General features: G+C 64.7%; 20 protein-coding genes. 9 read left to right on the top strand and 11 right to left on the bottom strand.

Translation table 11 applies throughout. From position 1 onward, the window contains the following. Positions 1-2 precede the first annotated feature (2 nt). Positions 3-1,184, bottom strand: a complete 1,182-nt coding sequence (locus I6F16_RS17565) for an ABC transporter substrate-binding protein (protein ID WP_225112019.1) — start codon at positions 1,182-1,184, stop codon at positions 3-5. Between the two features lie 60 nt (positions 1,185-1,244). Between I6F16_RS17565 and I6F16_RS17560 the strand changes: the two genes are divergently transcribed. Beyond that, positions 1,245-1,814: a DUF3280 domain-containing protein gene (locus I6F16_RS17560; RefSeq protein ID WP_225173890.1), complete on the top strand. Its 570-nt coding sequence runs from the start codon at positions 1,245-1,247 to the stop codon at positions 1,812-1,814. A 159-nt stretch (positions 1,815-1,973) separates the two neighbouring features. Here I6F16_RS17560 and fghA read toward each other — a convergent pair whose 3' ends face one another. Both fghA and I6F16_RS17550 read right to left on the bottom strand, forming a co-directional pair. Beyond that, positions 1,974-2,819, bottom strand: a complete 846-nt coding sequence (fghA, locus tag I6F16_RS17555; RefSeq protein ID WP_225112017.1) for an S-formylglutathione hydrolase — start codon at positions 2,817-2,819, stop codon at positions 1,974-1,976. A gap of 69 nt (positions 2,820-2,888) precedes the next feature. Continuing rightward, complete coding sequence (locus I6F16_RS17550; RefSeq protein WP_036007891.1) at positions 2,889-3,509, bottom strand: response regulator transcription factor; 621 nt, start codon at positions 3,507-3,509, stop codon at positions 2,889-2,891. 201 nt (positions 3,510-3,710) lie between these two features. Between I6F16_RS17550 and I6F16_RS17545 the strand changes: the two genes are divergently transcribed. Together I6F16_RS17545 and I6F16_RS17540 are read left to right on the top strand one after the other, a co-directional pair. Further along, positions 3,711-5,063 carry a histidine kinase gene (locus I6F16_RS17545; RefSeq protein WP_225112016.1) on the top strand — a complete coding sequence of 451 codons (1,353 nt, stop codon included), beginning with the start codon at positions 3,711-3,713 and terminating at the stop codon, positions 5,061-5,063. A 164-nt stretch (positions 5,064-5,227) separates the two neighbouring features. Beyond that, the gene (locus I6F16_RS17540; protein ID WP_225112015.1) at positions 5,228-7,699 is read left to right on the top strand and encodes a TonB-dependent receptor; all 2,472 of its coding nucleotides are present in this window, start codon (positions 5,228-5,230) and stop codon (positions 7,697-7,699) included. Between the two features lie 4 nt (positions 7,700-7,703). Here the strand turns inward: I6F16_RS17540 and I6F16_RS17535 are convergent, their stop codons facing one another. From I6F16_RS17535 to I6F16_RS17525, 3 genes are read right to left on the bottom strand one after another with little or no spacing between them, the layout of a single operon-like run. Beyond that, positions 7,704-8,729 (bottom strand): ABC transporter permease, encoded by a 1,026-nt coding sequence (locus I6F16_RS17535; RefSeq protein ID WP_225112014.1) that lies wholly within the window; start codon positions 8,727-8,729, stop codon positions 7,704-7,706. Beyond that, on the bottom strand, positions 8,726-10,243 hold the full coding sequence (locus I6F16_RS17530) for a sugar ABC transporter ATP-binding protein (RefSeq protein ID WP_109142952.1): 1,518 nt from the start codon (positions 10,241-10,243) through the stop codon (positions 8,726-8,728). The genes I6F16_RS17535 and I6F16_RS17530 overlap by 4 nt, the downstream gene beginning before the upstream one ends. A gap of 33 nt (positions 10,244-10,276) precedes the next feature. Further along, positions 10,277-11,230: a sugar-binding protein gene (locus tag I6F16_RS17525; RefSeq protein WP_036007875.1), complete on the bottom strand. Its 954-nt coding sequence runs from the start codon at positions 11,228-11,230 to the stop codon at positions 10,277-10,279. 382 nt (positions 11,231-11,612) lie between these two features. Between I6F16_RS17525 and I6F16_RS17520 the strand changes: the two genes are divergently transcribed. Further along, positions 11,613-11,780: a hypothetical protein gene (locus I6F16_RS17520; protein WP_192893123.1), complete on the top strand. Its 168-nt coding sequence runs from the start codon at positions 11,613-11,615 to the stop codon at positions 11,778-11,780. A 61-nt stretch (positions 11,781-11,841) separates the two neighbouring features. After that, positions 11,842-12,249 (top strand): hypothetical protein, encoded by a 408-nt coding sequence (locus I6F16_RS17515; RefSeq protein WP_225112013.1) that lies wholly within the window; start codon positions 11,842-11,844, stop codon positions 12,247-12,249. Between the two features lie 75 nt (positions 12,250-12,324). Here the strand turns inward: I6F16_RS17515 and I6F16_RS17510 are convergent, their stop codons facing one another. Continuing rightward, positions 12,325-12,900 (bottom strand): nuclear transport factor 2 family protein, encoded by a 576-nt coding sequence (locus tag I6F16_RS17510; protein ID WP_036007869.1) that lies wholly within the window; start codon positions 12,898-12,900, stop codon positions 12,325-12,327. A 79-nt stretch (positions 12,901-12,979) separates the two neighbouring features. On the opposite strand from I6F16_RS17510, the gene I6F16_RS17505 reads away from it, so the two are divergent. The 4 genes from I6F16_RS17505 to I6F16_RS17490 all read left to right on the top strand — a co-directional run bounded on the left by I6F16_RS17505 (position 12,980) and on the right by I6F16_RS17490 (position 17,680). Next, a complete protein-coding gene (locus I6F16_RS17505; protein WP_225112012.1) occupies positions 12,980-13,933 on the top strand; it encodes a LysR family transcriptional regulator in 954 nt (317 codons plus the stop codon). A gap of 157 nt (positions 13,934-14,090) precedes the next feature. Continuing rightward, entirely contained in the window at positions 14,091-15,551 is a 1,461-nt protein-coding gene (locus I6F16_RS17500) for a GH1 family beta-glucosidase (RefSeq protein ID WP_225112011.1), read from the top strand. Between the two features lie 248 nt (positions 15,552-15,799). Beyond that, the gene (locus tag I6F16_RS17495; RefSeq protein ID WP_225112010.1) at positions 15,800-17,032 is read left to right on the top strand and encodes an acetyl-CoA C-acetyltransferase; all 1,233 of its coding nucleotides are present in this window, start codon (positions 15,800-15,802) and stop codon (positions 17,030-17,032) included. 345 nt (positions 17,033-17,377) lie between these two features. Further along, complete coding sequence (locus I6F16_RS17490) at positions 17,378-17,680, top strand: HU family DNA-binding protein (protein WP_018320691.1); 303 nt, start codon at positions 17,378-17,380, stop codon at positions 17,678-17,680. A gap of 70 nt (positions 17,681-17,750) precedes the next feature. Here the strand turns inward: I6F16_RS17490 and I6F16_RS17485 are convergent, their stop codons facing one another. The 4 genes from I6F16_RS17485 to I6F16_RS17470 form a co-directional block, all read right to left on the bottom strand. Further along, positions 17,751-17,906: a hypothetical protein gene (locus I6F16_RS17485; protein ID WP_225112009.1), complete on the bottom strand. Its 156-nt coding sequence runs from the start codon at positions 17,904-17,906 to the stop codon at positions 17,751-17,753. Between the two features lie 5 nt (positions 17,907-17,911). Beyond that, complete coding sequence (lon, locus tag I6F16_RS17480) at positions 17,912-20,290, bottom strand: endopeptidase La (protein ID WP_225112008.1); 2,379 nt, start codon at positions 20,288-20,290, stop codon at positions 17,912-17,914. Between the two features lie 8 nt (positions 20,291-20,298). Continuing rightward, positions 20,299-20,682 carry an Hsp20/alpha crystallin family protein gene (locus I6F16_RS17475; protein ID WP_024342525.1) on the bottom strand — a complete coding sequence of 128 codons (384 nt, stop codon included), beginning with the start codon at positions 20,680-20,682 and terminating at the stop codon, positions 20,299-20,301. A gap of 165 nt (positions 20,683-20,847) precedes the next feature. Next, complete coding sequence (locus I6F16_RS17470; RefSeq protein ID WP_225112007.1) at positions 20,848-21,429, bottom strand: ferritin-like domain-containing protein; 582 nt, start codon at positions 21,427-21,429, stop codon at positions 20,848-20,850. Between the last annotated feature and the right edge of the window lie 6 nt (positions 21,430-21,435).

The following is a 21,435-nucleotide window of genomic DNA, read 5'->3' as shown; positions in this document are numbered from 1 at the left end:
CCTCATTTCAGCTTGCATTTGCTCTCCGGGCGATCGTAGCCGAGCGTGTCGAGCTCGGAGACCTGGTGCAGGAATCCTTCCTGCGGCGACACCGACACCACCATGCGGCCGTCGACCAGGAGGATCGGCTGGCGCAGCTGCAGGTTCCAGTCGCGCAAGGTCAGCCGCGTGCCCTTGAAGGCGGCGACCGAGAAATCCGGGCCCTTGATGAAATCGGTGACCTTCCTGACCTCGCCGGAATTGGTGCGCGAGGTGGCTTCGCCGATCATGCGCACCGCCGTCCAGGCCTGCATGTCGCGCGCGGTCATCCGGCGCAAATTCAGCTTGATGAAGCGGTTCTGCATCTGGATCGCGCCCCACTGATCCTGCGATGCGTCCCAGCTGCGCGGCACGAGGCCGGCGGAGCCGGCGACCGGGCGCGGATCCCAGGTGCGATAGGGCAGATAGGCGCCGAACACCTCGCTCTCGTCGGCGGCGACCAGCACGTCATAGGCCGGTGCCTGCTGCGTGAAGACGGGGATCTGACGCTGGATCTGCGCTACGCCGCTATCGGTGCGCCGCGCCCCGCCCTTGTCCTCGAAGGTTCGCTCCTGCACGATCTTGGCGCCGAACCGCGCCGCGGTGCGCCTGATAGCATCCGCGAACAGCTTGTCCTCGTCGTGCGAGCCGACCACCAGCAGCCAGCGCGACCACTTCTTCCACACCAGATATTGGCCGAGCGCGTCGGCGAGCATCGCACGCGTCGGCGCGGTGTGGATGACGTTGGCGCGGCAATCGGTCTCGCGCAGCCGCTCGTCGATCGCGCCGGCGTTGAACAGCAGCGTGCCGCGGTCGCGCAAGGCGTCCGCGACCTTCAACAGCGCATCGGCGGGCAGGTCGGCGATGATGAAGCCGTTCTTCTCGGCGAGCGCGGTCGCAGCCTGCGCCACGTCCTCGCCTTCCCTGATGCGGCGCTCCTCCAGCGTGAAGCGCTGGCCGGTGAATTTCCCGGTGGTGTTGTTGTCCTCGATGGCAAGGCGCGCGCCGGCGAGGCCGTCGTTCTCGGCAGGCTGCTCGGCCAGCGACAGCGTTGATCGGGTGCCGGCGATTGCGAGATAGCCGACGCCGATCGTGACGGGATCGGCCGCAAGCGCGCTCGTCGCGGCAAGACCAAAGCCGATCAGGCCGGCCAACCATCGGATCATGTTTCCTCCAGACGATCTCCCCGGCTTGACCGCCGGTGAAGAATTGTCTCTGCTTCAAGCATGACCAATTTGTCAGGCCGTGCAACCCCGCATTTCGTCCCCGCGCGCGCGAAGCCGGGCATCACGATCATGCGAGCATTGTTGGCAACCGCAGCATTGCTGTGGATGGGGGCGGGCGCGCTCGCCGATCCACCGAAGCTCGCGGTGTTCGATTTCGAGTTGGTCGACACCAGCCTGCCGGGCGAGTTCTACGGCTCCAAGCCGGAAGAGGCGCGGCTCATGCGCATCAGCGAGCAGCTGCGCAAGGAGCTGGCAGAGTCGGGCCGGTTCCAGGTGCTTGACATCGCGCCGGTACGGGAGGCCGCCCGTGGCGCGAACCTGCAGGCCTGCGGCGGCTGCGACCTCAAGCTCGCCGGCCAGCTCGGCGCCGATCTGGAGATCACCGGCCTCGTGCAGAAGGTCTCCAACCTGATCATCAATCTCAACATCTATCTGCGCGACGTGAAGACCGGCAACATGGTCGCGGTCGCCAGCGCCGACATGCGCGGCAACACGGATGAATCCTGGTCGCGCACGATGAGCTATCTCATCCGCAACCGCCTGCTGGCGCCGAACTACGGGAAGCCGTGAAGAGGTTTTCCCTCTCCCCTTGTGGGAGAGGGTGGCTCGCTGCGTAGCGGCGAGACGGGTGAGGGGTTTCCATCCCCACGAATGGTCGTGCGAGCGGAGAGAACCCCTCATCCGGCGCTTCGCGCCACCTTCTCCCGCAAGGGGAGAAGGTGAAAGACATCACCCCTTCAATCTCTCCGCATGCCAGTGCAGATGATCGCTCATGAAGGTCGAGATGAAATAATAGCTGTGGTCGTAGCCCGCCTGGCGCCGCAGCGTCAGCGGGATGCCGGCCTTGGCGCAGGCGGCCTCGAGCAGCTCCGGCCTGAGCTGCTCCTTCAGGAAATTGTCGGCCTCGCCGACGTCGACCAGGAAGCCGGAGAACTTGGCGCCGTCCTCGATCAGCGCCACCGTGTCGTGATTGCGCCAGGCCTCCTTGTTCGGTCCGAGATAGCCGGTCAGCGCCTTGATGCCCCAGGGCACGAGCGAGGGCGCCACGATCGGGGCAAAGGCGCTGGCTGCGCGAAAGCGGTGCGGATTGCGCAGCGCCACCGTCAGCGCGCCGTGGCCGCCCATCGAGTGGCCCATCACCGATTGCCGCCTGGCATCGACCGGAAAGCTCTCCGCAACCAGCTTCGGCAGCTCGTCTGTGACGTAGCTCCACATGCGATAATTGCGCGCGAACGGCTCTTGCGTGGCGTCCACATAGAAGCCAGCCCCGAGGCCAAAATCATAGGCGTTGTTGGCATCGCCCGGCACGTCGGGGCCGCGCGGTGAGGTGTCGGGCGCGACGAAGATCAGGCCGAGCTCGGCGCAGGCCTTGCGGAATTCGCCTTTCTCGGTGACGTTGGCATGCGTGCAGGTGAGGCCGGAGAGATACCAGACCACGGGCAGCTTGGCGCCGTCCCCATGCGGCGGGATATAGACCGAGAACACCATGTCGGTTCCGGTCACCTGGCTGGCATGGCGATAGACGCCCTGCACGCCGCCATGGGATTTGTTGGTCAAGACAGTCTGAATCGTCATGCCTAAGAGCTCCGTGGCATCTCACCACACCAAGATTGCAACGCTTGTGTGACCGAATTCGTGGCGTGGTCAGGCGACACCGCTGTCGATCGCCAGCCGCACCAGCTCCACCGAGGTCTTCACCCCGAGCTTCTGGCGCATGATGGACGAGGTATTGGCCACCGTCTTGTAGGACGATTGCACCAGCCACGCGATCTCGGACAGGCTCTTGCCGGCGCTGAGCAGCCGCAGAATCTCCATCTCGCGCGCGTTCAGCTTCGACAGCGGGTTTTGTGCCAGCGTCGGCCCGGCGAAGGCGATGCTGCGCGCGATCGCGGTCGGAAGATAGGTGCCGCCGCTTCCGACGGCGCGGATCGCCTCGACGAGGTCGTCGGGGTCGCCGGTCTTGGAGACGTAGCCCTTGGCGCCGCACTCGATCGCGCGCGCAGCGAAAGCGGGGTCGTCGTTCATGCTGAACATGATGATGCGGGCCTCGGGCGCGCGCTCGAGGATGCGGCGCGCGAGCTCGAATCCGGAGACGGTCGGCAGATTGATGTCGATGATGCAGAGGTCGGGACGTTCGACGATGAAGACGCACTCGCCGTCCTCGGCATCGGCGGCTTCCAAGATTTCGATCTCGCCTTCGTCGGCCAGCACGGCACGGCAGCCGGAGGCGACGATGGGATGATCGTCGACGATCAGAATGCGCATAGGCGTTCCCCGCGACAGCCCGTTCCCTTGGAGCTTGCCTGTTCTGCGCCGCATGAGACTGACCAGGCAAGACGCGCGTCTCGTGTCGGCTCATGCAACCCGGCTGGGATTGCTGTACGCTTCCGATTAGATATCGGGCGGTTCGCCTCTGTCAACGTCGTCGGACAGGCGCCAACCCTTCGCGAGGCACGAGCGAGACCAATGTGGCAGAATCTTTCCTTGCGCGGGCGCATCAATCTCTTGCTGGCGCTGCTGCTGGCGCTGGGGCTCGCGGTCAATATCGGCCGCCAGATCGCCGAGGCGGGCCCGCGCGTGCAGGCCGAGGACCAGAGCGTGATCCGCCTCGCGCGCGAATTCATCGAGATGATCGTTGCCGATCTCAACGAGGCACCCGATCCTGATGCCAGGCTGAACCAGATCGCCCGCGATCTCAGCCGCCTGCGCCATGTCAGCATCGCGCTGCACGATTCCGGTGGGAACCCGCTGACGCCCCGCCGGCTTGGCTCCGATGTCGACACGCGTGCCCCGCCGGCCTGGTTCGTCAGCCTTGTCCATCCCGAGCAGACCGCGGTCAGCGTGCCGGTCTCGATTCGCGGCAAACCCGGCTCGCTCGTGATCACCTCGCATCCCGACGACGAGATCGCCGAGATCTGGGACGGCATCGTGACCCAGCTCGAGGTCGGCTCGGTGATCGCGCTTGCGCTGTTCTTCCTGATGATGAAGGTGGTCGGCCGTGCCCTGGCACCGTTGCAGTCGCTGGCGGACGCCATGGGGAAGCTCGAAAGCGGACATTACGAGGCCCGTGTCGCGCCGGGCGGCGCGCCGGAGCTCGCGGCGATCTGCACCAGGCTCAACCATCTTGCCGCGACGCTTGGTGAAGCGGTCGAGGACAAGCGTCGCCTTGCCGAGCGCGCGGTGTCGCTGCAGGACATCGAGCGCAAGGAGATCGCGCGCGAATTGCACGACGAGTTCGGGCCCTATCTGTTCTCGCTGCGCGCGCATGCGAGCGCGCTGGCGAAGCAGGCGGACGGACGCGAGCCGAGTGCCGATGCGGTGCGCAAACATGGCAGCGCCATGCTGGAGCAGATCAATGCACTCCAGCAGTTCAATCGCCGCGTGCTGGAGCGTCTTCGGCCCGTGGGCCTCGCCGAGCTCGGCCTGCGCCAGGCGCTCGAATCCCTGTGGCGGCTGTGGCGGGAGTCGCATCCCGACGTTGCGATCGAGACCTCGATCTCGCCGGCGCTGGGCCCCACCGGCGAGACCGCCGATCTCACCATCTACCGCATCGTGCAGGAGGCGCTCACCAATGTGTTCCGCCACGCCGGTGCGACCTCGGTCAGCGTCGTCATCGAGCCGGTCGAGCAGGCCGGCGGCCGCTTCTGCGCCCGGGTGCGGGTCAGCGACGACGGCCGCGGCATGGAGCCGGGGCAGAAGCTCGGCTTCGGCCTCGTCGGCATGCGCGAGCGGATCCTGGCGCTCGGCGGCACGCTCAATGTGGTCTCCGGTGAGAGCGGTGTGACCGTGGAAGCGCTGGTGCCCACAGCGGCAACCTGACCGCACCCGAAGCGATCGGGAAAAATTCCCGATTTGGTCGGGAAAATGGGTGTGGATAGGGTCCGACCTTTTGTGGCTGGCGTCCCCATTGCGGCCGAATAAACTCGCCTCGACCAATCGGCGGAACATCAAAACAGCCGGTGGTCACGGATGGGAAGGCGGGGATGGGCAAGGTTGTTTCGTTCAAGCGTGCTTTGTTGATGGCTTCGGTGTCGACCGGGCTGGTATCGGGCTTGGTCTATGCAACCCCTGCCGGGGCCGCGCCGGACGAGGAGACCAACGTCCAGAACCTGCCGCCGGTCGAGGTGACCGCACCACCTTCGGCAGCGCGGCGCGCGGCGCCGTCGCGACCTGTTGCGCGCGTGGGGGCGCCGGGATCGGCCGCGCCGAGGACACGCCTTTACGTCTATCCGACCTCGCCGGGCACCGGCCGGGGTCTCGATGTCGACAAGGTTCCGTCGGCGATCAATGCCGTCGATGCCAACCAGATCAGGCGCACCGGTTCGCTGAACGTCACGGACGCGCTGCGCGACAACATCGCCGGCATCAACATCAGCGAAGTCACCGGCAATCCGTTCCAGCCGGATGTCGAATTCCGCGGCTTCGTCGCTTCGCCCGTGACGGGCACGCCGCAAGGCCTTGCGGTGTACCAGAACGGCGTCCGCATCAACGAGGCCTTCTCGGACGCCGTCAATTGGGACCTGATTCCGACGGCCGCGATCAGGTCGGTGACGCTGGTGACCAACAATCCGGCCTTCGGCCTCAATGCACTCGGCGGCGCGATCAACTTGCAAATGAAGGACGGCTTCACCTATCAGGGCGCCGAGCTCGACCTCATGGGCGGATCGTTCGGCCGCATCCAGGGCTCGGCGCAATGGGGCAAGCAGGTCGACCAGAACTTCGCCGTCTACGGTGCGCTCGAAGGACTGCGCGACAACGGCTTCCGCAATTTTTCCCAATCGACCGTGCGGCGCTTCTACGGCGATGTCGGCTACAGGGCCGGCGACAGCGAATTCCACGCCAATATGGGCGTGGCCAAGAACGATTTCGGCGCCAGCGCCACGGTCCCGGCCGAGCTGCTCGACAGATATTGGGGCGCGACCTACACCACGCCGCAGACCACCTCCAATCGCGTCGGCTATCTCAACCTGACCGGCAAGGTCGACGCGACGCCGACCTGGACGCTCGAAGGCACCGCGCGTGTGCGCAGGTACGAGCAAAAGGTGGTCGACGGCAACCCGACCGACGTGGAGGAGTGCGCTGCAGATCCGGCGCTGCTCTGCTTTGGCGACGACACCTCACCCGCCTACGGCGCGGGCGGCGTGCAGCTTGCCAACCCATTTGCGCCGGGCACGATCCTCGGCGCGATCGACCGCGGCTCGATCCGTTCGACCACGTTCGGCGTGTCGGGGCAGGCCACCAACACCGACCAGTTGTTCGATCATGACAACCGCTTTGTGGTGGGCGCAACCTATGACGCCAGCGTCACGCGCTACAACGCCTCCTCCGAAATCGGCTCGATGGGAGAGAACTACGTCGTCAGCGGCAGCGGCGTTTTCCTGGGACCGACTCCTGTGGCGGACCCCGTCGCCGGCCCGGTCTCGCTGCGGACCGTCAATCAGTATAACGGCCTCTACGCGATGGATACGTTCAACGTCACGGATGCCTTCGCCATCACGGGGGGCGGCCGCTTCAATGCGGCGCGGATCACGTTGGAAGATCAGCTTGGGACTGCGCTCAACGGCGATCACACCTTCACGCGTTTCAATCCGATCATCGGCGGCACCTACAGGATCACGCCGGAATTGACCGCCTATGCCGGCTATTCCGAGGCCAACCGCGTGCCGACACCGCTCGAGCTCGGCTGCGCCGATCCCGCCAGGCCCTGTCTCATCGCGGCCTTCCTGGTTGCGGATCCACCGTTGAAGCAGGTCGTCTCCAAGACCGTGGAGGCCGGTTTCCGGGGCACCAAGGAGTTGAACATCGGCACCCTCGGATGGAAGATCGGCGGCTTTCGCGCCACCAACCACGACGACATCATGGCGGTGCCGGTCGTTGGCCGGACTGGTTTCGGCTATTTTTCGAACGTAGGCCGCACACGGCGGCAGGGGCTCGAAGCCGAAGTCAACATCAAGTCTCCGACGCTGCAGTTCCAGGCGAGTTACGCGTTCGTCGATGCCCGCTTCCTTGATCCGCTCGAGCTCGGCTCGGAAAGCCCGTTTGCCGACGATACCTCCGAGACCATTCAGGTCAGGCCCGGAAACCAGATCCCGGCAGTCCCGCGCCACCGCGTCAAGGTCGGCGTCGACTATGCCGTGACCGACGTCTGGAAGGTCGGCGGCAACGCGCTGTTCGTCTCCAGCCAGTATCTGGTCGGCGACGAGTCCAACCAGTTCGCGAAGCTGCCGTCCTATACGGTGTTCAATCTCCACACCTCCTATCAGATCGCGAAGAACGTCCAGCTCTACGGCCGCGTCGACAACATCTTCGACAAGCGTTACGTGACCTACGGCCAGTTCTTCGACCGCGACGCCTTGCCCAACTTCACCAATGGCGGCGCGGATTTCACCGACCCGCGCTCGCTGAGCCCGGCAAGGCCGCGCGCGTTTTACGCGGGGTTGCGGGTGACGTTCTAGATTTTCACTCCACCTTCACGCGCTCGAGCGGAGCCGCAGCGACGCTCGCCTGCTCCCGGCCTTTGGCCGCACTCGCGCGGTGGCGTCGCTGCACCAGATATTGATCGCCGAGCACGCCGACCAGGATCACCGTTCCCATCACCGCGAAATTGAGCGAGCTCGGAATGCCCAGCAGGTTGACGAGATTCTGCAGCACCTGGAGCAGCACGGTGCCGAGCACGACGCCGATGATCGAGCCTTCGCCGCCGCGCAAGGAGCAGCCGCCGAGCACGGCGGCGGCGATGGCGTAGAGCTCGTAGAACGAGCCGTGCACCGCCGGCGAAATGGAACGGGTGTACATCGCGATCAGGATCGCCGAAAACGCAGTCAGCCCGCCACAGATGACATAGGCCGAGATGATCACGCGGTTGGTGCGAATGCCGGAGTACCGTGCCGCTTCCTCGTTCTTGCCGACGGCAAGGAGATAGCGGCCGAACACCGAGCGGTGAAGCACCACCCAGGCGATCACGGCCACCACGGCGAGCGCCACCACGCTGTGCGGCAGCGGGAATCCGAGCACGTTGGTGCGGCCGGCGGCCAGCCATTCCAACATCGGAAAGCTCGCGCCGAAGCCGAAGCCCGCCGTCGCGTCCTCGGTGTAATAGCGCGCCGCGCCGCGGTAGATCAGGAGGCCGCACAGCGTGACCACGAAAGCCTGGATCCGCATCCTGGTCACCAGCGTGCCATGAACCAGGCCGATCACGAGCCCGGCCGCGACGATCATCGCGAGGGCTACGACCCAGTTGACGTCGTGATTGACGATCAGGTCGATGAACAGGACGCCCAGCAGTGCGATCACCGAACCCACCGACAGCTCGATCCCGCCGATGATGATGATGAAGGCTTCGGCGATGGAGAAGATGCCGAACAACCCGATCTGGTTGGCGGTGTTCGAGAGATTGCCGACGTACAGGAATCTCGGATTGATCAGGGCGACAACGGTCCCGACCATCAGAATCAGAACGAGAAGGCTCAGGTCTTTCTTGCTCAAGGTCCCTCCGCCGTGATTGTGTGGCCAACGGCAAGCTGCAGCACATTGTGCTCACTGAACTGGCTGCGATCAAGGAAGCCCGAGATCGCGCCTTCATGCATCACCGCGAGCCGGTCGCTGACCCCGATCACCTCCTCCATGTCGCTGGAGATCATCAGGATCGCCACCCCGGCATCGGTCAGGCGGCGCAGCATGCCGTAGATTTCCTGCTTGGCTCCGACGTCGACCCCACGCGTCGGCTCGTCGACAATCAGCACCTTCGGCCGCATCGACAGCCATTTGGCGAGCACGACCTTCTGCTGGTTGCCTCCCGACAGCGAGCCGACGGCGGTCTTGACGTCGGGCGCGCGGATTTTTAGGCGCTCCCGCTGACGCACCGCGTTCTCGTTCTCGCGATCCGTATCTACCAGCCAGAAGCGCATATAGGACGCCAGATCCGGCAGCGAGATGTTTTCGGCGATCGAGACGTCGAGCAGCAGGCCTGCGCCCTTGCGGTCCTCCGGAACGAGATAGATGCCTTGTTCGATGGCGGCCCGTGGGCTTGCGATACGGATCGGCTCGCCATCGAGTCGTATCGTGCCGCCACGCAGTGGATCGATGCCGAAGACGGCGCGGGCGAGCTCGGTGCGGCCGGACCCGACGAGGCCGGCAAGCCCGAGGATCTCGCCGCGGCGGACCGACAGGCTCACGGCGCGGCCGGGATAGGTGTCGGTGACGGCATCGACGATCTCCAGCACGCTGTCGCCGGGCGGCGCGGCCGGCGGAACGTAGAGCGATTTCAGGTCGCGGCCGATCATCAAGCGGATCATCGCCGCCGGAGAGAGCTCCGCACGCGTCAGCGCGCCGACCACGCGACCGTCGCGCAGCACGACCGCACGGTCGGCGCACTGCATCACCTCGTTGAGCCGATGCGTGATGAAGATGATGCTGACGCCGTGGGCTTTCAGGCCGGCCACGGTGCGCATCAGGCGGTCCGTCTCGGCGAGCGTCAGGCTCGAGGTCGGCTCGTCCATGATGACGAGACGAGCGTCGAGCGAAAGCGCCTTCATGATCTCGACCAGCTGGCGCTGCGCCAGCGACAGGTCGGCGAGCGGCGCATCGGCCGCGAAATCGCAGCCCAGCCGCTCCAGCAGCGGCGCGACATCGGCATACATCCGTTTGCGGTCGATCAGCCGCAAGGGCCCGCCGTGCACGGGCTCGCGGCCGATGAAGACGTTGCCGGCGACATCGAGATTGTCGAACAGGTTCAGTTCCTGATGGACGAAGGCGATGCCCGCCTTGATCGCATCCGCCACGGTGAGCGAAGATCGCGCGGCGCCATCGACACGAATAAAGCCGCCGCTGGGCTCCACGACCCCGCCGAGCACGCGCATCAGCGTCGACTTGCCGGCGCCGTTCTCGCCGATCAGCGCAACGACCTCGCCGGGCGACACTTGGAGACCGACGTGGTCGAGAGCGACCACGCCTGGATAGCTCTTGCTGATGTCGACCAGTTCGAGAAACGGTTCTGGCATGGCAGGCTGCACGGCGGGCAGCGCGGATCTCTCCTATTTCTTCAGCATCTGCTTCATCGAGGCCATGAACTCGTCGACATTCGCCTTTTCGATGACCTTGCCGGGCACGATGATGATACCGTTAGCCGGAATGCCGGACTTGTTGCCGCCGATGTAGTTCGCCATCAGCTTCATGCCCTGATAGCCCCATTCGAACGGCTGCTGCACCACCGTGCCGACGATGCTGCCTTCCTTGACGCCACCGAGCGTAATCGGATCCTCGTCGAAGCCGATGATCTTGATCTTGCCGAGCTTGCCGGCCTCCTTGAGCACCTCGTAGATCCGCGGTGTGTTGTAGGAGTAGAAGCCGACGAGGCAGCTCACATCGGGCATGGCGGCGAGGATGTCCTCGACGTTGCGCTTGGCGCGGGTCTGGTCGATCTCGTCGCCGCGAACGTCGACGAGCTCGACCTTCGAGCCTTTGAGCGTCTCCTTCACGCCTTCGATGCGCTCGCGTGCGTTGTCGGCGCCGGGTAGGCCGACGAAGCCGACGCATTTGCCGCCGTTCGGCAGCGCCTTGACCATCAGCTTTCCTGCCTCCTTGCCGAGGTCGGTGTTGGAGGAGCCGATATAGGCCACGCGCTTGGATTTCGGCGCGTCGCTGTCGGTGGTGAACAGCACCGTCTGGGACGCAACCTTGTTGAGATGCTCGGTCTGGTTCTTTGGATCGACCGCGCTGACCATGATGCCGGCGGCACCGGCGGCGACGAGGTCGTCCATCACGCGCTGCTGCACGGCGGCCGCAGCCTGTTCCGGATATTTGAACTGGAGCTCGTAGTTGGGCAGCTCGCCTTGCGCCTTCTTCATCCCGGCCTCGGCGATCTTCCAGAAGTCGGACGCCCCGTTGACGACGAAGGCCAGAACCTTCTTGTCCGCCGCATCCGTCGGGCCGACACCCGCTGCGATCGCGAAGGCAACAGACACACCTGCAACCAAGAGACGCTGCATATCATTCCTCCCCTAAGGCGGTCGGCCCTTTTTGATGGCCAACTCTGCTTGAGCCCAGATTGGGCGCATGCCTCACCCCCAGCGGCACGGCAATCAGCCGCTACCCGCATCGTTGCGGCAGAGGCGGGTCACCGACCCGGCCGGCGAGGTGAAATGAGGCACGTACCTCAAGCTAGCAGAAGTCCGCCGCGCACGCAATTGGAAGCAACGGTCTGGACGTCAACCGCCGCGCTCAGGCTGGTGTCGCCGGTCCCGCGGCAGCCTTTTCGGGCAATCCGCAGCCCGCTTGCGCCTTTAACCGATTGGAAACCATCGCAAATGATCTGAAAATTGTAACGAAACTCTCCGGCCGTCTCCGCGTCGGTTCGCCGGAGGGCCCGTGATGACTGAGCAGCAGTTGAGAGAGCAGGAATTCCAGATTGCGCGGTACCGGCATCTGGAGCGCGAGGTGACCGATCCGCTTGCAGCGTGTCTGCTTCACAGCATCATCGAGGAGCTCGAGGCCGAGCTGCGCAAGGAAAGGCCGGATTGGCACGGGCCCGGTCATTAACCGTTTGTTGGCGCTAATGATGCCAATTGTCGGCGTGGGAATACCAGGGGAGGCTGCTCCCATGCTGAAGGACGGCACCTACGCCGCTTGGTACAAGACGCCCATCGACCAGGGTACCGGGATCGTCCATGTCGCAGACGGCCAGATCTGGGGCCGTGACAGCCTGATGACCTATCACGGCACCTGCCAAATCGATGGAGATCGCTTCACCGCAACCGTATTGACGAAGCGTCACACCGACGGACGCGCCACCGTGTTCGGCAACGATCAAGAGCTGACGTTGACGATCGAGGGAAGCTGCCCTGGCAAGATCGCGACCTACACCGCGACAGCACCTCAGGCGCCGGGCATGATCCTCCACGGAACGCTCATCCTCAGGGAACAACAGCCGCCCCCACCTGAACCACCAGGGCAGACGCCGGCATTCAATCCCGACAAGCTGCCGAAATTGCCGAAGCGCTCGCGCTGATCATCGCGACGAAATCGCACGTCGTCTCGACTGGCCGCCGGCCGGCTCCGAATCCAGCTCATCTGCAGCGCTTCGTCATTTTTCCTCCGGCCATCCCCGGGCGAGTATCGCCGCCTGTTGCAAGGTGATGCTTCGGACCAGCGGGTCCGCATGACGGTGCACGAGTTGCCAATCCGTGCCGTCCTTGCGGTAGACTTCGGTCACGCGCAGCGACCAGTCTTGAGCCGGCAACCCGCCCACCTCGGCGCGCTGGCGCTCGACCATGACGAGAGCGACGAGCGCGTCGGATGCATAGGTTTGCAAAACCTCAAGTTCGGTTTGGCCTTCCCTGAAGTATCGGGAGAGGGCAGCCAGACGCTGGGGACTAGCGTCGAATCCCCGACTCGTAGGCCCGCCAAAGGGCTGCATCAGCGTGAAATCGGGCGCGATGCGGACAAGCTGGGACCAGCGGTCCACATCGCCACGCATGAAGGCGGCATTCTTCTCGCGGGCGCGTTCGACGAGGCCTGCTATCGCGTCGCTTCCAGCGGCCGCATCGGCCGAAAGCTGACCGGACAGGGGAATTGCTGCGGTAGCGGCCATCATCGAGCGCCGCGATATCTTTTCCTGCTCGCATGGCCACCTGTTCAGCCCGGACGGTTTGTTGGTCATTTCTCAGCTCCTGATCGAACGACGAGGCCCATGCATGAAGCCTTGATCCTAATGAATCCAGCGATATGATTTCAGCAACATGCTGAACCAAATTGATCTATCCAGGATTGATCTGAATCTCCTCGTGCACTTCCGCGTGGTCCTGGAAGAGCGCCATGTCGCGCGTGCAGCCGCTCGGCTGAGCCTGACGCCGTCGGCTGTCAGCCATGCGCTTGGCCGGCTCCGTCTTCTACTGAACGATCCGCTGTTTCTGCGGACCCCGAAGGGGGTCGTTCCAACGGAGCGGGCCTTGGAGCTTGGAGAGCCGGTGGCCGAGATCATCGCGCGCGTCGAACAGCTGATCGGCTCGGCCACACCGTTCGACCCGGAGCAAAGTGGCCGTCGATTTACGATTGGCGCTCCCGATGCCGTACTGGTCTCAGCGATCGGTCCGCTGTTGCAATCGATCGCGACTGCGGCGCCCCACATTGATATCGGGCTGATCCACCTGATGCCTGCGCCGCGCGGTGGCGCAATCGGAGATCCTTGGCAGCAAAGCCTAGACATGCTCGAACGACGCGAGCTCGATATCGCAATGCTGCCGCTGCCGGCGGTATCACCGCGTTTCGAGGCGCGCAGGCTTTACGAGGAGGAGTTCGTGCTGGCCATGCGCAAGGGACATCCCTTCGCAAAAGCGCCAACCCATGCTGCGTTCGCGCGATCACAGCACCTGCTGGTCTCTCTCAGTGGGGAACCGCGCGGTTTCGTTGATGAGATGTTGGCAAAGCGCGGCCTCGAACGCCGCATCGCTTTGACTGTTCCGAATTTCATGATGGCGCTTGCCCAGCTTTCCGGGTCTGATTTGATCGCCGCATTGCCGCGCCGACTCGTGGAGCAGCACGCCAGCCGTTTCGGCCTCGTGTTGGTCGAGCTGCCTTTCGCGCGCAAACCGGATACGATCCGGGCCATCGCGACCAAAGCGGCTATGAAAGACGCGGGCATCGCGTGGCTGATGCAGATTGTGGTCGGTTCAATCGGAGCAGGCCGAAGCTAGAATCCGGTTTGAACTCAATAGGCGTTCATCTCGGCAAGGGAAGCATTGTGCTGCCGCGCCTGCGGTGGCGGATCTGGGACCTCCTGCACCCGCTTCTCAAATCGCCCGGAACTGTCCATTGTGCCGGCCCGAAACGAAAAGAAGTGGAGCAGCATCAATGACGGAGGGGGTCTCGCGCCGCCGGTTTGCCAAGCTGGCGGGATTGTCCGCAGCCGGGATTGCGAGTCCGCTTGTCGCCGAAGCCAAGCCGGCGCGGCCGCCGCGCAATGCAGCCGGTTTTCCGGCGGGCTTTCTCTGGGGCACGGCGACCTCGTCCTATCAGGTCGAGGGTGCGGTCGAGGAGGACGGGCGAGGGGCCTCGATCTGGGACAAGTTCGTCCGCATCCCCGGCAAGATCGAGGACGGCACCAACGGCGACCGCGCCAACGAGCACTATCACCGCTACAAGGAGGACATCGCCCTCATCAAGGAGCTCGGCTGCAAGGCCTATCGCTTCTCGGTGGCCTGGCCGCGGCTGTTCCCGGACGGCGACGGCAAGCCCAATCCGAAGGGGCTCGACTTCTACAACCGTCTCGTCGACGAGCTGCTGAAGAACGGCATCGAGCCGTGGCTGACCCTCTATCATTGGGACCTGCCCCAATCGCTCCAGGACCGGTTCGGCGGTTGGCGTTCGACCGAGACCTGCAAGATCTTCGGCGACTACGCGGCCTATATCGCCGCGCACCTCACCGACCGCGTCAGGAACGTGTTCACGTTGAACGAGAGCGGGCGCTTCGTCTATTTCGGTTACGGCGTCGGCATCGACGCGCCGGGCTTGAAGCTGCCGCAAGCCGATGTCAATCAGATCAGGCACAACAGTGCGCTGGCGCACGGGCTCGCGGTGCAGGCGGTGCGAGCCCATGGCCGCCGCGGCACCAGGGTGGGGCCGGCGGAGAACATCGATGCCTGCGCGCCTGCCTTCGACACGCCGGAAAACGTGCGGGCCGCGGAGACCGCGCTGCGCGAGATGAATGCCGGCTATCTCAACGTCATCATGACGGGCCGCTATACCGACGCCTTCCTGAAATACGCCGGGTCCAACGCGCCGAAATACACCGATGCGGAGCTCAAGATCATCTCTTCGCCGGTCGATTTTCTCGGTCTCAACATCTATGCGCCGCAGAACTACGTGGTGGCGTCCGACCAGGGCGCGGGCTTCAAGCCGCTGCCGATCCCGAAATCGTTCCCGCACATGAATTCGGACTGGCTGCGCGTCGGGCCCGAGACGATCTACTGGGTGCCGAAGCTGGCGGCGAAGATCTGGAAGACGGATGCGATCTATATCAGCGAGAACGGCACCTCCGGCGACGATGTGGTGTCGCCCGACGGCAAGATCTACGACACCGATCGCATCATGTATCTGCGCAACTATCTCGCCCAGCTCCAGCGCGCCACCGACGAAGGCGTGCCGGTGCACGGCTATTTCCTCTGGAGCCTGATGGACAATTTCGAGTGGGTGTACGGCCTTAACAAGCGTTTCGGGCTGTACCACGTCAATTTCGACACCCAGGTCCGCACGGCAAAACTCAGCGCCAGCTTCTACCGCAACGTGATCGCGAAGAACGCGGCGGGGGTGTAGCGGCTTTCTTCCATGTCGAGCCATCTGAGAGATCGTCATGCCCGGGCTTGTCCCGGGCATCCACGTTCTTCCTGCCCGGAGCCAAGCGTGGATGGCCGGGACAAGCCCGGCCATGACGTCGCTGAGGCTTTCGTGTAGCGGAAAATCTGAGTGAGGGGCGGGAGAAACCGTGTAGCGCCGCACATTGACTCTCTTCTCCCCCTTATTCAAAACCGTTCTCAACACCCATAAACAAGAGGACGACGCCAATGCCTGACGCGCTGATCATTGATGCCTGCCGCACGCCGCGGGGCATCGGCAAGGCCGGCAAGGGAGCCCTGTCGGGCATTCATCCGCAGCAGCTCGGGGCGACCGTGCTGCGCGCACTCGCCGACCGCACCGGCATCGATACCTCCGACGTCGATGATATCGTCTGGGGCTGCAGCGCGCAGGTGGCAACGCAAAGCGGCGATCTCGGCCGCATGTCGGCGCTCGATGCCGGCTACGACGTGCGTGCCAGCGCGGTGACGCTGGATCGTTTTTGCGGAAGCGGCATCACCAGCGTCAACATGGCGGCGAGCTCGATCATGGCCGGTGCCGAGGATCTCGTCATCGCCGGCGGCTGCGAGATGATGTCGATGGAGGGACGCCGCGGCGGCGGTCCGATGATGATGGACGGCGGCAATCTGCGTCTGCGGGCACGGCATCCGCAGTCGCATCAGGGCGTCTGCGCCGATGCGATCGCGACGCTGGAAGGCATCACCCGAAGCGACGTCGACGCGCTCGGGCTGGAGAGCCAGAAGCGCGCCGCGCATGCGATCGCGAACGGCCACTTCAAGAACAGCCTCGTGCCGGTCCACCGCGAGGACGGCAGTCTGGCGCTGGATCATGAAGAATACCCACGGCCGCAGACCACGATGGAAGGCCTCAGCAGCCTGAAGCCCGCGTTTCCGGCCATCGCGGACTACGCGCTCGACGACAAGGGCACGACCTATCGCGGCCTGATCCTGCAGAAGTACCCTGATCTCGACATCGACTTCGTGCATCACGCCGGCAACTCGTCCGGCGTCGTCGACGGCGCTGCCGCGATCCTGCTGGCCTCGCCCGCTTACGCCAAGGCGCATGGCCTTAAAGCCCGGGCCCGCGTGGTCGCGATGGCCAACATGGGGGACTCGCCGACCCTGATGCTGAACGCACCGGTGCCGGCAACGCGCAAGGTGCTGGCCAAGGCGGGCCTCACGATCGACGACATCGACCTGTTCGAGATCAACGAGGCCTTCGCCGTGGTGGCGGAAAAATATATCCGCGACCTCAAGCTCGACCGGGCCAAGGTCAACGTCAACGGCGGCTCGATCGCGCTCGGCCATCCCATCGGCGCCACCGGCTCGATCCTGATCGGCACCGTGCTCGACGAGCTCGAACGGCGCGACCTCAAGCGCGGTCTCGTCACCATGTGCGCCGCCGGCGGCATGGCGCCGGCCATCATCATCGAGCGCGTCTAGCCAATCGCCCACTGACTTTCTCCCCATTTTTACGGGGAAGAAGACCGGCGACCAGCGATCCGACCCTTATTTTTCAGGGTGAAACACGACCGGCCTCTCATAAAGAGGCCGGTCGTCGCTTGTCGAAAGCGGCGAATCAGTTCTAGCAAGGTTGCGTGCGGGCCTTTGAAACAAGGCAAAAACTGCTGCCCGAGGCTTCATCCGCTCCGGAAGTAGCTAAAAAGCAGGGTTTTTTGTCACAGCAGGCCAGAAAAGCCCGTAATTTCGCGACAAAACTGTGCAGAAGGCTATAGGCCTTCAACGGTTGGTCTAATATGCAACCGGCAACGAATCAGAGGAGACACGATGCCGACCCAGATGTCCAAATCGCAATTGATCGAAAAGATTGCGACCGCCACCGAGCTTTCCAAGCGTGACGTCAAGAACGTCATGGAGACGCTGACCGACGTCGGCCACAAGGAGCTCAAGAAGAACGGCCTGTTCCTGGTGCCGGGCTTCGCCAAGTTCGTGGTCATCAAGAAGCCCGCGACCAAGGCGCGCAAGGGCACCAACCCGTTCACGGGTGAAGAGATGATGTTCAAGGCCAAGCCGGCCCGGAAGATCGTCCGCGCCCGCCCGGTCAAGGCCGCCAAGGACGCCGTGGGCTAACAACGCAAAGGCCCCCTCGAACGAGGGGGCCTTTTGTCTGGGGCTGCCGCGAGGGTTCGAGACGGAGGGCTCAACCCTTGCGGCGCTTCACTCGGACCGTAGCAGGCTGAAGCCGCGGCTCGGGTCCTGCGAGCCCATCGCGAATCCGGTCGATCGCGCGATCGAGCAATTGGCGCAGCCGCTGCGTCTTCCGCGACCGCTTCGCTCTTTCCAGCAGTTTCTTCATCGCCTTTACTCCGCCGCTTCCTTGGCTTCAGCCGGCTCGAGCGCCGCGGCGATGGCTTCGTCGACGCGCTCCAGCCAGATGAACTCGAGGGTGTCCCGCGCGCTCTTCGGGATGTCGTCATAGTCCCGCTTGTTGCGCGCCGGCAGCATCACCCGCTTCAGGCCGGCAGCAGCCGCAGCCACCACCTTCTCCTTGATGCCGCCGACCGGCAGCACCAGGCCGCGCAGCGAGATCTCGCCGGTCATCGCGGTGTCACTCCTCACCGTGCGGTTGGTGAGCAGGGAGGTCAGCGCCGTGAACATCGCAACGCCCGCGCTCGGCCCGTCCTTCGGGGTTGCGCCCGCGGGGACGTGAACGTGGATGTCGCTCTTCTCGAACGCTTGCGGATCGATGCCGAGCTGAGAGGCCCGGCTCTTCACCAGCGTCAGCGCAGCCTGCACGCTCTCGCGCATGACGTCGCCGAGCTGGCCGGTCAAAATCAGCCCGCCCTTGCCGGGCACGCGCGTGGCTTCGATGAACAGGATGTCACCGCCGACCGGCGTCCAGGCCAGGCCGGTGGCAACGCCCGGAACGCTGGTGCGCAGTGCGATCTCGCCCTCGAAGCGCGGCTGGCCGAGCACGGTGGTGATGTCCTTTGCCGTCACCACGACCTTCGCGGCCGTGCCTTCGGCGACCTGCACCGCGGCATGGCGGAGCACCTTGCCGATCTCGCGCTCGAGGTTACGCACGCCAGCCTCGCGGGTGTAGCCCTTGACGATCAGCTTCAAGGCTTCCGGCTCGATCTCGGCCTGCTCGGCCGAGAGGCCGTTGGCCTCCAGCTGCCGCCGCACCAGATAGCGCCGCGCGATCTCCAGCTTCTCGTCCTCGGTGTAGCCGGCGAGGCTGATCAGCTCCATGCGGTCCAGCAGCGGACCCGGGATCTGGTCGAGCATGTTGGCGGTCGCGATGAACACGACGCGCGACAGGTCGAAGGGCACGCCGAGGTAATTGTCCCGGAACGTCCCGTTCTGCTCGGGGTCGAGCACCTCCAGCATCGCGGCGGACGGATCGCCCTGCATGCCACGGCCCATCTTGTCGATCTCGTCCAGCATCATGACGCAATTCCGCGCGCCCGCCTTCTTGATGCCCTGGATGATGTTGCCGGGCAACGCGCCGATATAGGTGCGGCGGTGACCGCGGATCTCGGCCTCGTCATGCACGCCGCCGAGGCTGACGCGCACGAAAGGGCGATCCATCGCGCGCGCGATGGATTGGCCGAGCGAGGTCTTGCCGACGCCGGGCGGGCCGACGAAGCAAAGGATCGGCGCCTTGCCCTGGGGGGCGAGCTTGCGCACCGCCAGATATTCGATGATCCGGCTCTTGATCTTCTCCAGGCCGAAATGATCGGCATCCAGGATGGCTCGCGCCTCCTTGATGTCGATCGGCTTCTCCGCGGGCAGCGCCCAGGGCAGCTCGATCAGCCAGTCCAGATAGGTGCGGACCATGCCGGCCTCGCCGGCGGCCTCCGGCATGCGCTCGTAGCGGCGCAGCTCCTTCTTGGCATGCGCTTCCGCCTCCGGCGGCATGTTGGCCTTGGCGATCGCAGCCGTCAGCTCGGCGACCTCGGCCTGCTTGCCGTCGCCTTCGCCCAGCTGGCGCTGGATCGTCGCCATCTGCTCGCGCAGGATCGCCTCGCGCTGCCGCTCGTCGAAGGAGGCCTTGGTCTGCTGGCCGATTTCGTTGCTGATGCGCAGCACCTCCAGCCGCTCGGCCAGGTGCTTCGACACCTTCTCGACGCGGAGCGCGAGGTCGATGGTCTCCAGCACCTCCTGCTTGTCCTGCGGCTTGATGTCCATGAACGAGGTTGCCAGATCCGCCAGCGCGCCGGGCGCGCTGGTGCCCTGGAACATCGCGGCGAGCTCGGGCGGCGCCTGCGGCAGCAGCTCGATCGCCTCGATGGCCTGGCGCTGCAGGTTCAGCGCGCGGGCCTCGATCTCGGGCGAGGTCGTGGCCGGCTCGGGGATCTGCTGGAAGCGCGCGGCCGGGAACGGCGTCCCCGGCAGGAAGTCGAGGATGCGCGCGCGCTGCACGCCCTGGCAGACGATGTGATGGGTGCCGTCGGGCGCGGTGATGTAGCGCACGATGTTGGCAATGGTTGCGACCCTGTAGAGGTCGTCCGGCCCGGGGTCATTGGTCTCGGGGCTGCGCTGCAGGACGATGCCAATCGGCCGCTGCTCGCGCAGCGCCTGCTGCGCGGCGGCAATGGACTTCGCCCGGCCGATCGTGATCGGCGCGATCGCGCCGGGAAACAGCACCATCTCGCGCACGGGGACGATGATCAGCGCGTCGTCGGGGATCTTCACGTCGTTATTGCTTTGTTCGTTGTTCATCTGTTCGGTGGCCATGATCGACCTCAGGATTTCGCGAGGCGCAGTGCGACGCAGCCGTCCATCACGAAGCGGCTGATGGCGTAACGGCCGAGGGGCAATGCAATGCGGCGCTCAAAACGCCCTTGCGGCAGCTCGAGCCGATGGATGCGGGCGTTGCGAAGCTCCGGCGGGAGGGTGCGCTGACCCGAGATGACGAGCACGCCGTCATGGATGACGGTCTCGACATTGTCCGGATTGACGCCGGGAAGCGCGACCAGGATCAGGAGCTCACGCTCGGTCTCGAGCACGTCGATCGGCGGCTCCCAGCAGGCTTCCTGGCGGCCGAACTGCTGGCGCAGCCGATCGGCGCGGGTCAGCGAATCCAGGGCTTCGGACAGCATCCAGTCGAGGGGATTTTTGGGTTGCATGATGCGGGCTCTGGGGTGAGAAAGCCTGCATATGGGGCCGGTTCCAAGGAAATCCAGTACGGAAATCCAGTGCAGTGGCGCTGATGTGCCATGCGCCGTGCGATCAAGACAAGCGAACGCCGCGGCATGTGGCCGCGACGTTCCGTTCATTGGCAGAGCGCGGGGTCAGGCCGCCGCGCGGTACTCTTCTTCCGCTTCGAGGTTGATCACGGAGGTGGCGAGCTCGGTCAGCGTCTGATCGGTCGCCTCTTCCTCGTCCAGCGTCTCCTGGAGCAGCCTTGCGGCGTCCTGCATGCCGAGCTCCTCGGCCCAGGTACGCAGCGTGCCGTAGCGGGAGATCTCGTAGTGCTCGACCGCCTGGGCGGCAGCGAGGATGCCTGCGTCGAGTGCCGGGGCTCCCTTGAAGTCCTTCATGATCTCGGCGCCTTCATCGGTGATGCCGTTGATGGCCTCGCAGGGCTTGCCGCGGGCCGGCTTGCCCAGCATCTTGAAGATCTGGTCGAGCCGTTTGACCTGACCCTGGGTCTCGCGCAAATGCTTGTTGAAGGCGGCTGCAAGCTCCTTGGAATTCGCGGCCTTGGCCATCTTGGGCAAGGTCTTGATGATCTTGTTTTCGGCGAAATAGATGTCCTTCAGCGTCTCCAGAAACAGGTCGCTGAGCATCTTCGGCGCCTGACGCGGCCGGCGCGCCGCGGTCTTCTTGGCCGCGGACTTCTTTGTGGTGCGTTTCTTCGCTCGTTTAGCCATACGTCC

This window comes from Bradyrhizobium sp. IC4060, from assembly GCF_020193715.1.
Lineage (GTDB): Bacteria > Pseudomonadota > Alphaproteobacteria > Rhizobiales > Xanthobacteraceae > Bradyrhizobium > Bradyrhizobium yuanmingense.
This window is presented reverse-complemented; position numbering and strand designations above follow the sequence as displayed.

What these genes read in the sequence shown, in the direction of transcription:
- I6F16_RS17565 (WP_225112019.1), bottom strand. Translation starts at nt 1,184, where the DNA reads ATGATCCGATGGTTGGCCGGCCTGATCGGCTTTGGTCTTGCCGCGACG.
- I6F16_RS17560 (WP_225173890.1), top strand. Translation starts at nt 1,245, where the DNA reads ATGACCAATTTGTCAGGCCGTGCAACCCCGCATTTCGTCCCCGCGCGC.
- fghA (WP_225112017.1), bottom strand. Translation starts at nt 2,819, where the DNA reads ATGACGATTCAGACTGTCTTGACCAACAAATCCCATGGCGGCGTGCAG.
- I6F16_RS17550 (WP_036007891.1), bottom strand. Translation starts at nt 3,509, where the DNA reads ATGCGCATTCTGATCGTCGACGATCATCCCATCGTCGCCTCCGGCTGC.
- I6F16_RS17545 (WP_225112016.1), top strand. Translation starts at nt 3,711, where the DNA reads ATGTGGCAGAATCTTTCCTTGCGCGGGCGCATCAATCTCTTGCTGGCG.
- I6F16_RS17540 (WP_225112015.1), top strand. Translation starts at nt 5,228, where the DNA reads ATGGGCAAGGTTGTTTCGTTCAAGCGTGCTTTGTTGATGGCTTCGGTG.
- I6F16_RS17530 (WP_109142952.1), bottom strand. Translation starts at nt 10,243, where the DNA reads ATGCCAGAACCGTTTCTCGAACTGGTCGACATCAGCAAGAGCTATCCA.
- I6F16_RS17525 (WP_036007875.1), bottom strand. Translation starts at nt 11,230, where the DNA reads ATGCAGCGTCTCTTGGTTGCAGGTGTGTCTGTTGCCTTCGCGATCGCA.
- I6F16_RS17520 (WP_192893123.1), top strand. Translation starts at nt 11,613, where the DNA reads ATGACTGAGCAGCAGTTGAGAGAGCAGGAATTCCAGATTGCGCGGTAC.
- I6F16_RS17515 (WP_225112013.1), top strand. Translation starts at nt 11,842, where the DNA reads ATGCTGAAGGACGGCACCTACGCCGCTTGGTACAAGACGCCCATCGAC.
- I6F16_RS17510 (WP_036007869.1), bottom strand. Translation starts at nt 12,900, where the DNA reads ATGACCAACAAACCGTCCGGGCTGAACAGGTGGCCATGCGAGCAGGAA.
- I6F16_RS17505 (WP_225112012.1), top strand. Translation starts at nt 12,980, where the DNA reads ATGCTGAACCAAATTGATCTATCCAGGATTGATCTGAATCTCCTCGTG.
- I6F16_RS17500 (WP_225112011.1), top strand. Translation starts at nt 14,091, where the DNA reads ATGACGGAGGGGGTCTCGCGCCGCCGGTTTGCCAAGCTGGCGGGATTG.
- I6F16_RS17495 (WP_225112010.1), top strand. Translation starts at nt 15,800, where the DNA reads ATGCCTGACGCGCTGATCATTGATGCCTGCCGCACGCCGCGGGGCATC.
- I6F16_RS17490 (WP_018320691.1), top strand. Translation starts at nt 17,378, where the DNA reads ATGCCGACCCAGATGTCCAAATCGCAATTGATCGAAAAGATTGCGACC.
- I6F16_RS17485 (WP_225112009.1), bottom strand. Translation starts at nt 17,906, where the DNA reads ATGAAGAAACTGCTGGAAAGAGCGAAGCGGTCGCGGAAGACGCAGCGG.
- lon (WP_225112008.1), bottom strand. Translation starts at nt 20,290, where the DNA reads ATGGCCACCGAACAGATGAACAACGAACAAAGCAATAACGACGTGAAG.
- I6F16_RS17475 (WP_024342525.1), bottom strand. Translation starts at nt 20,682, where the DNA reads ATGCAACCCAAAAATCCCCTCGACTGGATGCTGTCCGAAGCCCTGGAT.
- I6F16_RS17470 (WP_225112007.1), bottom strand. Translation starts at nt 21,429, where the DNA reads ATGGCTAAACGAGCGAAGAAACGCACCACAAAGAAGTCCGCGGCCAAG.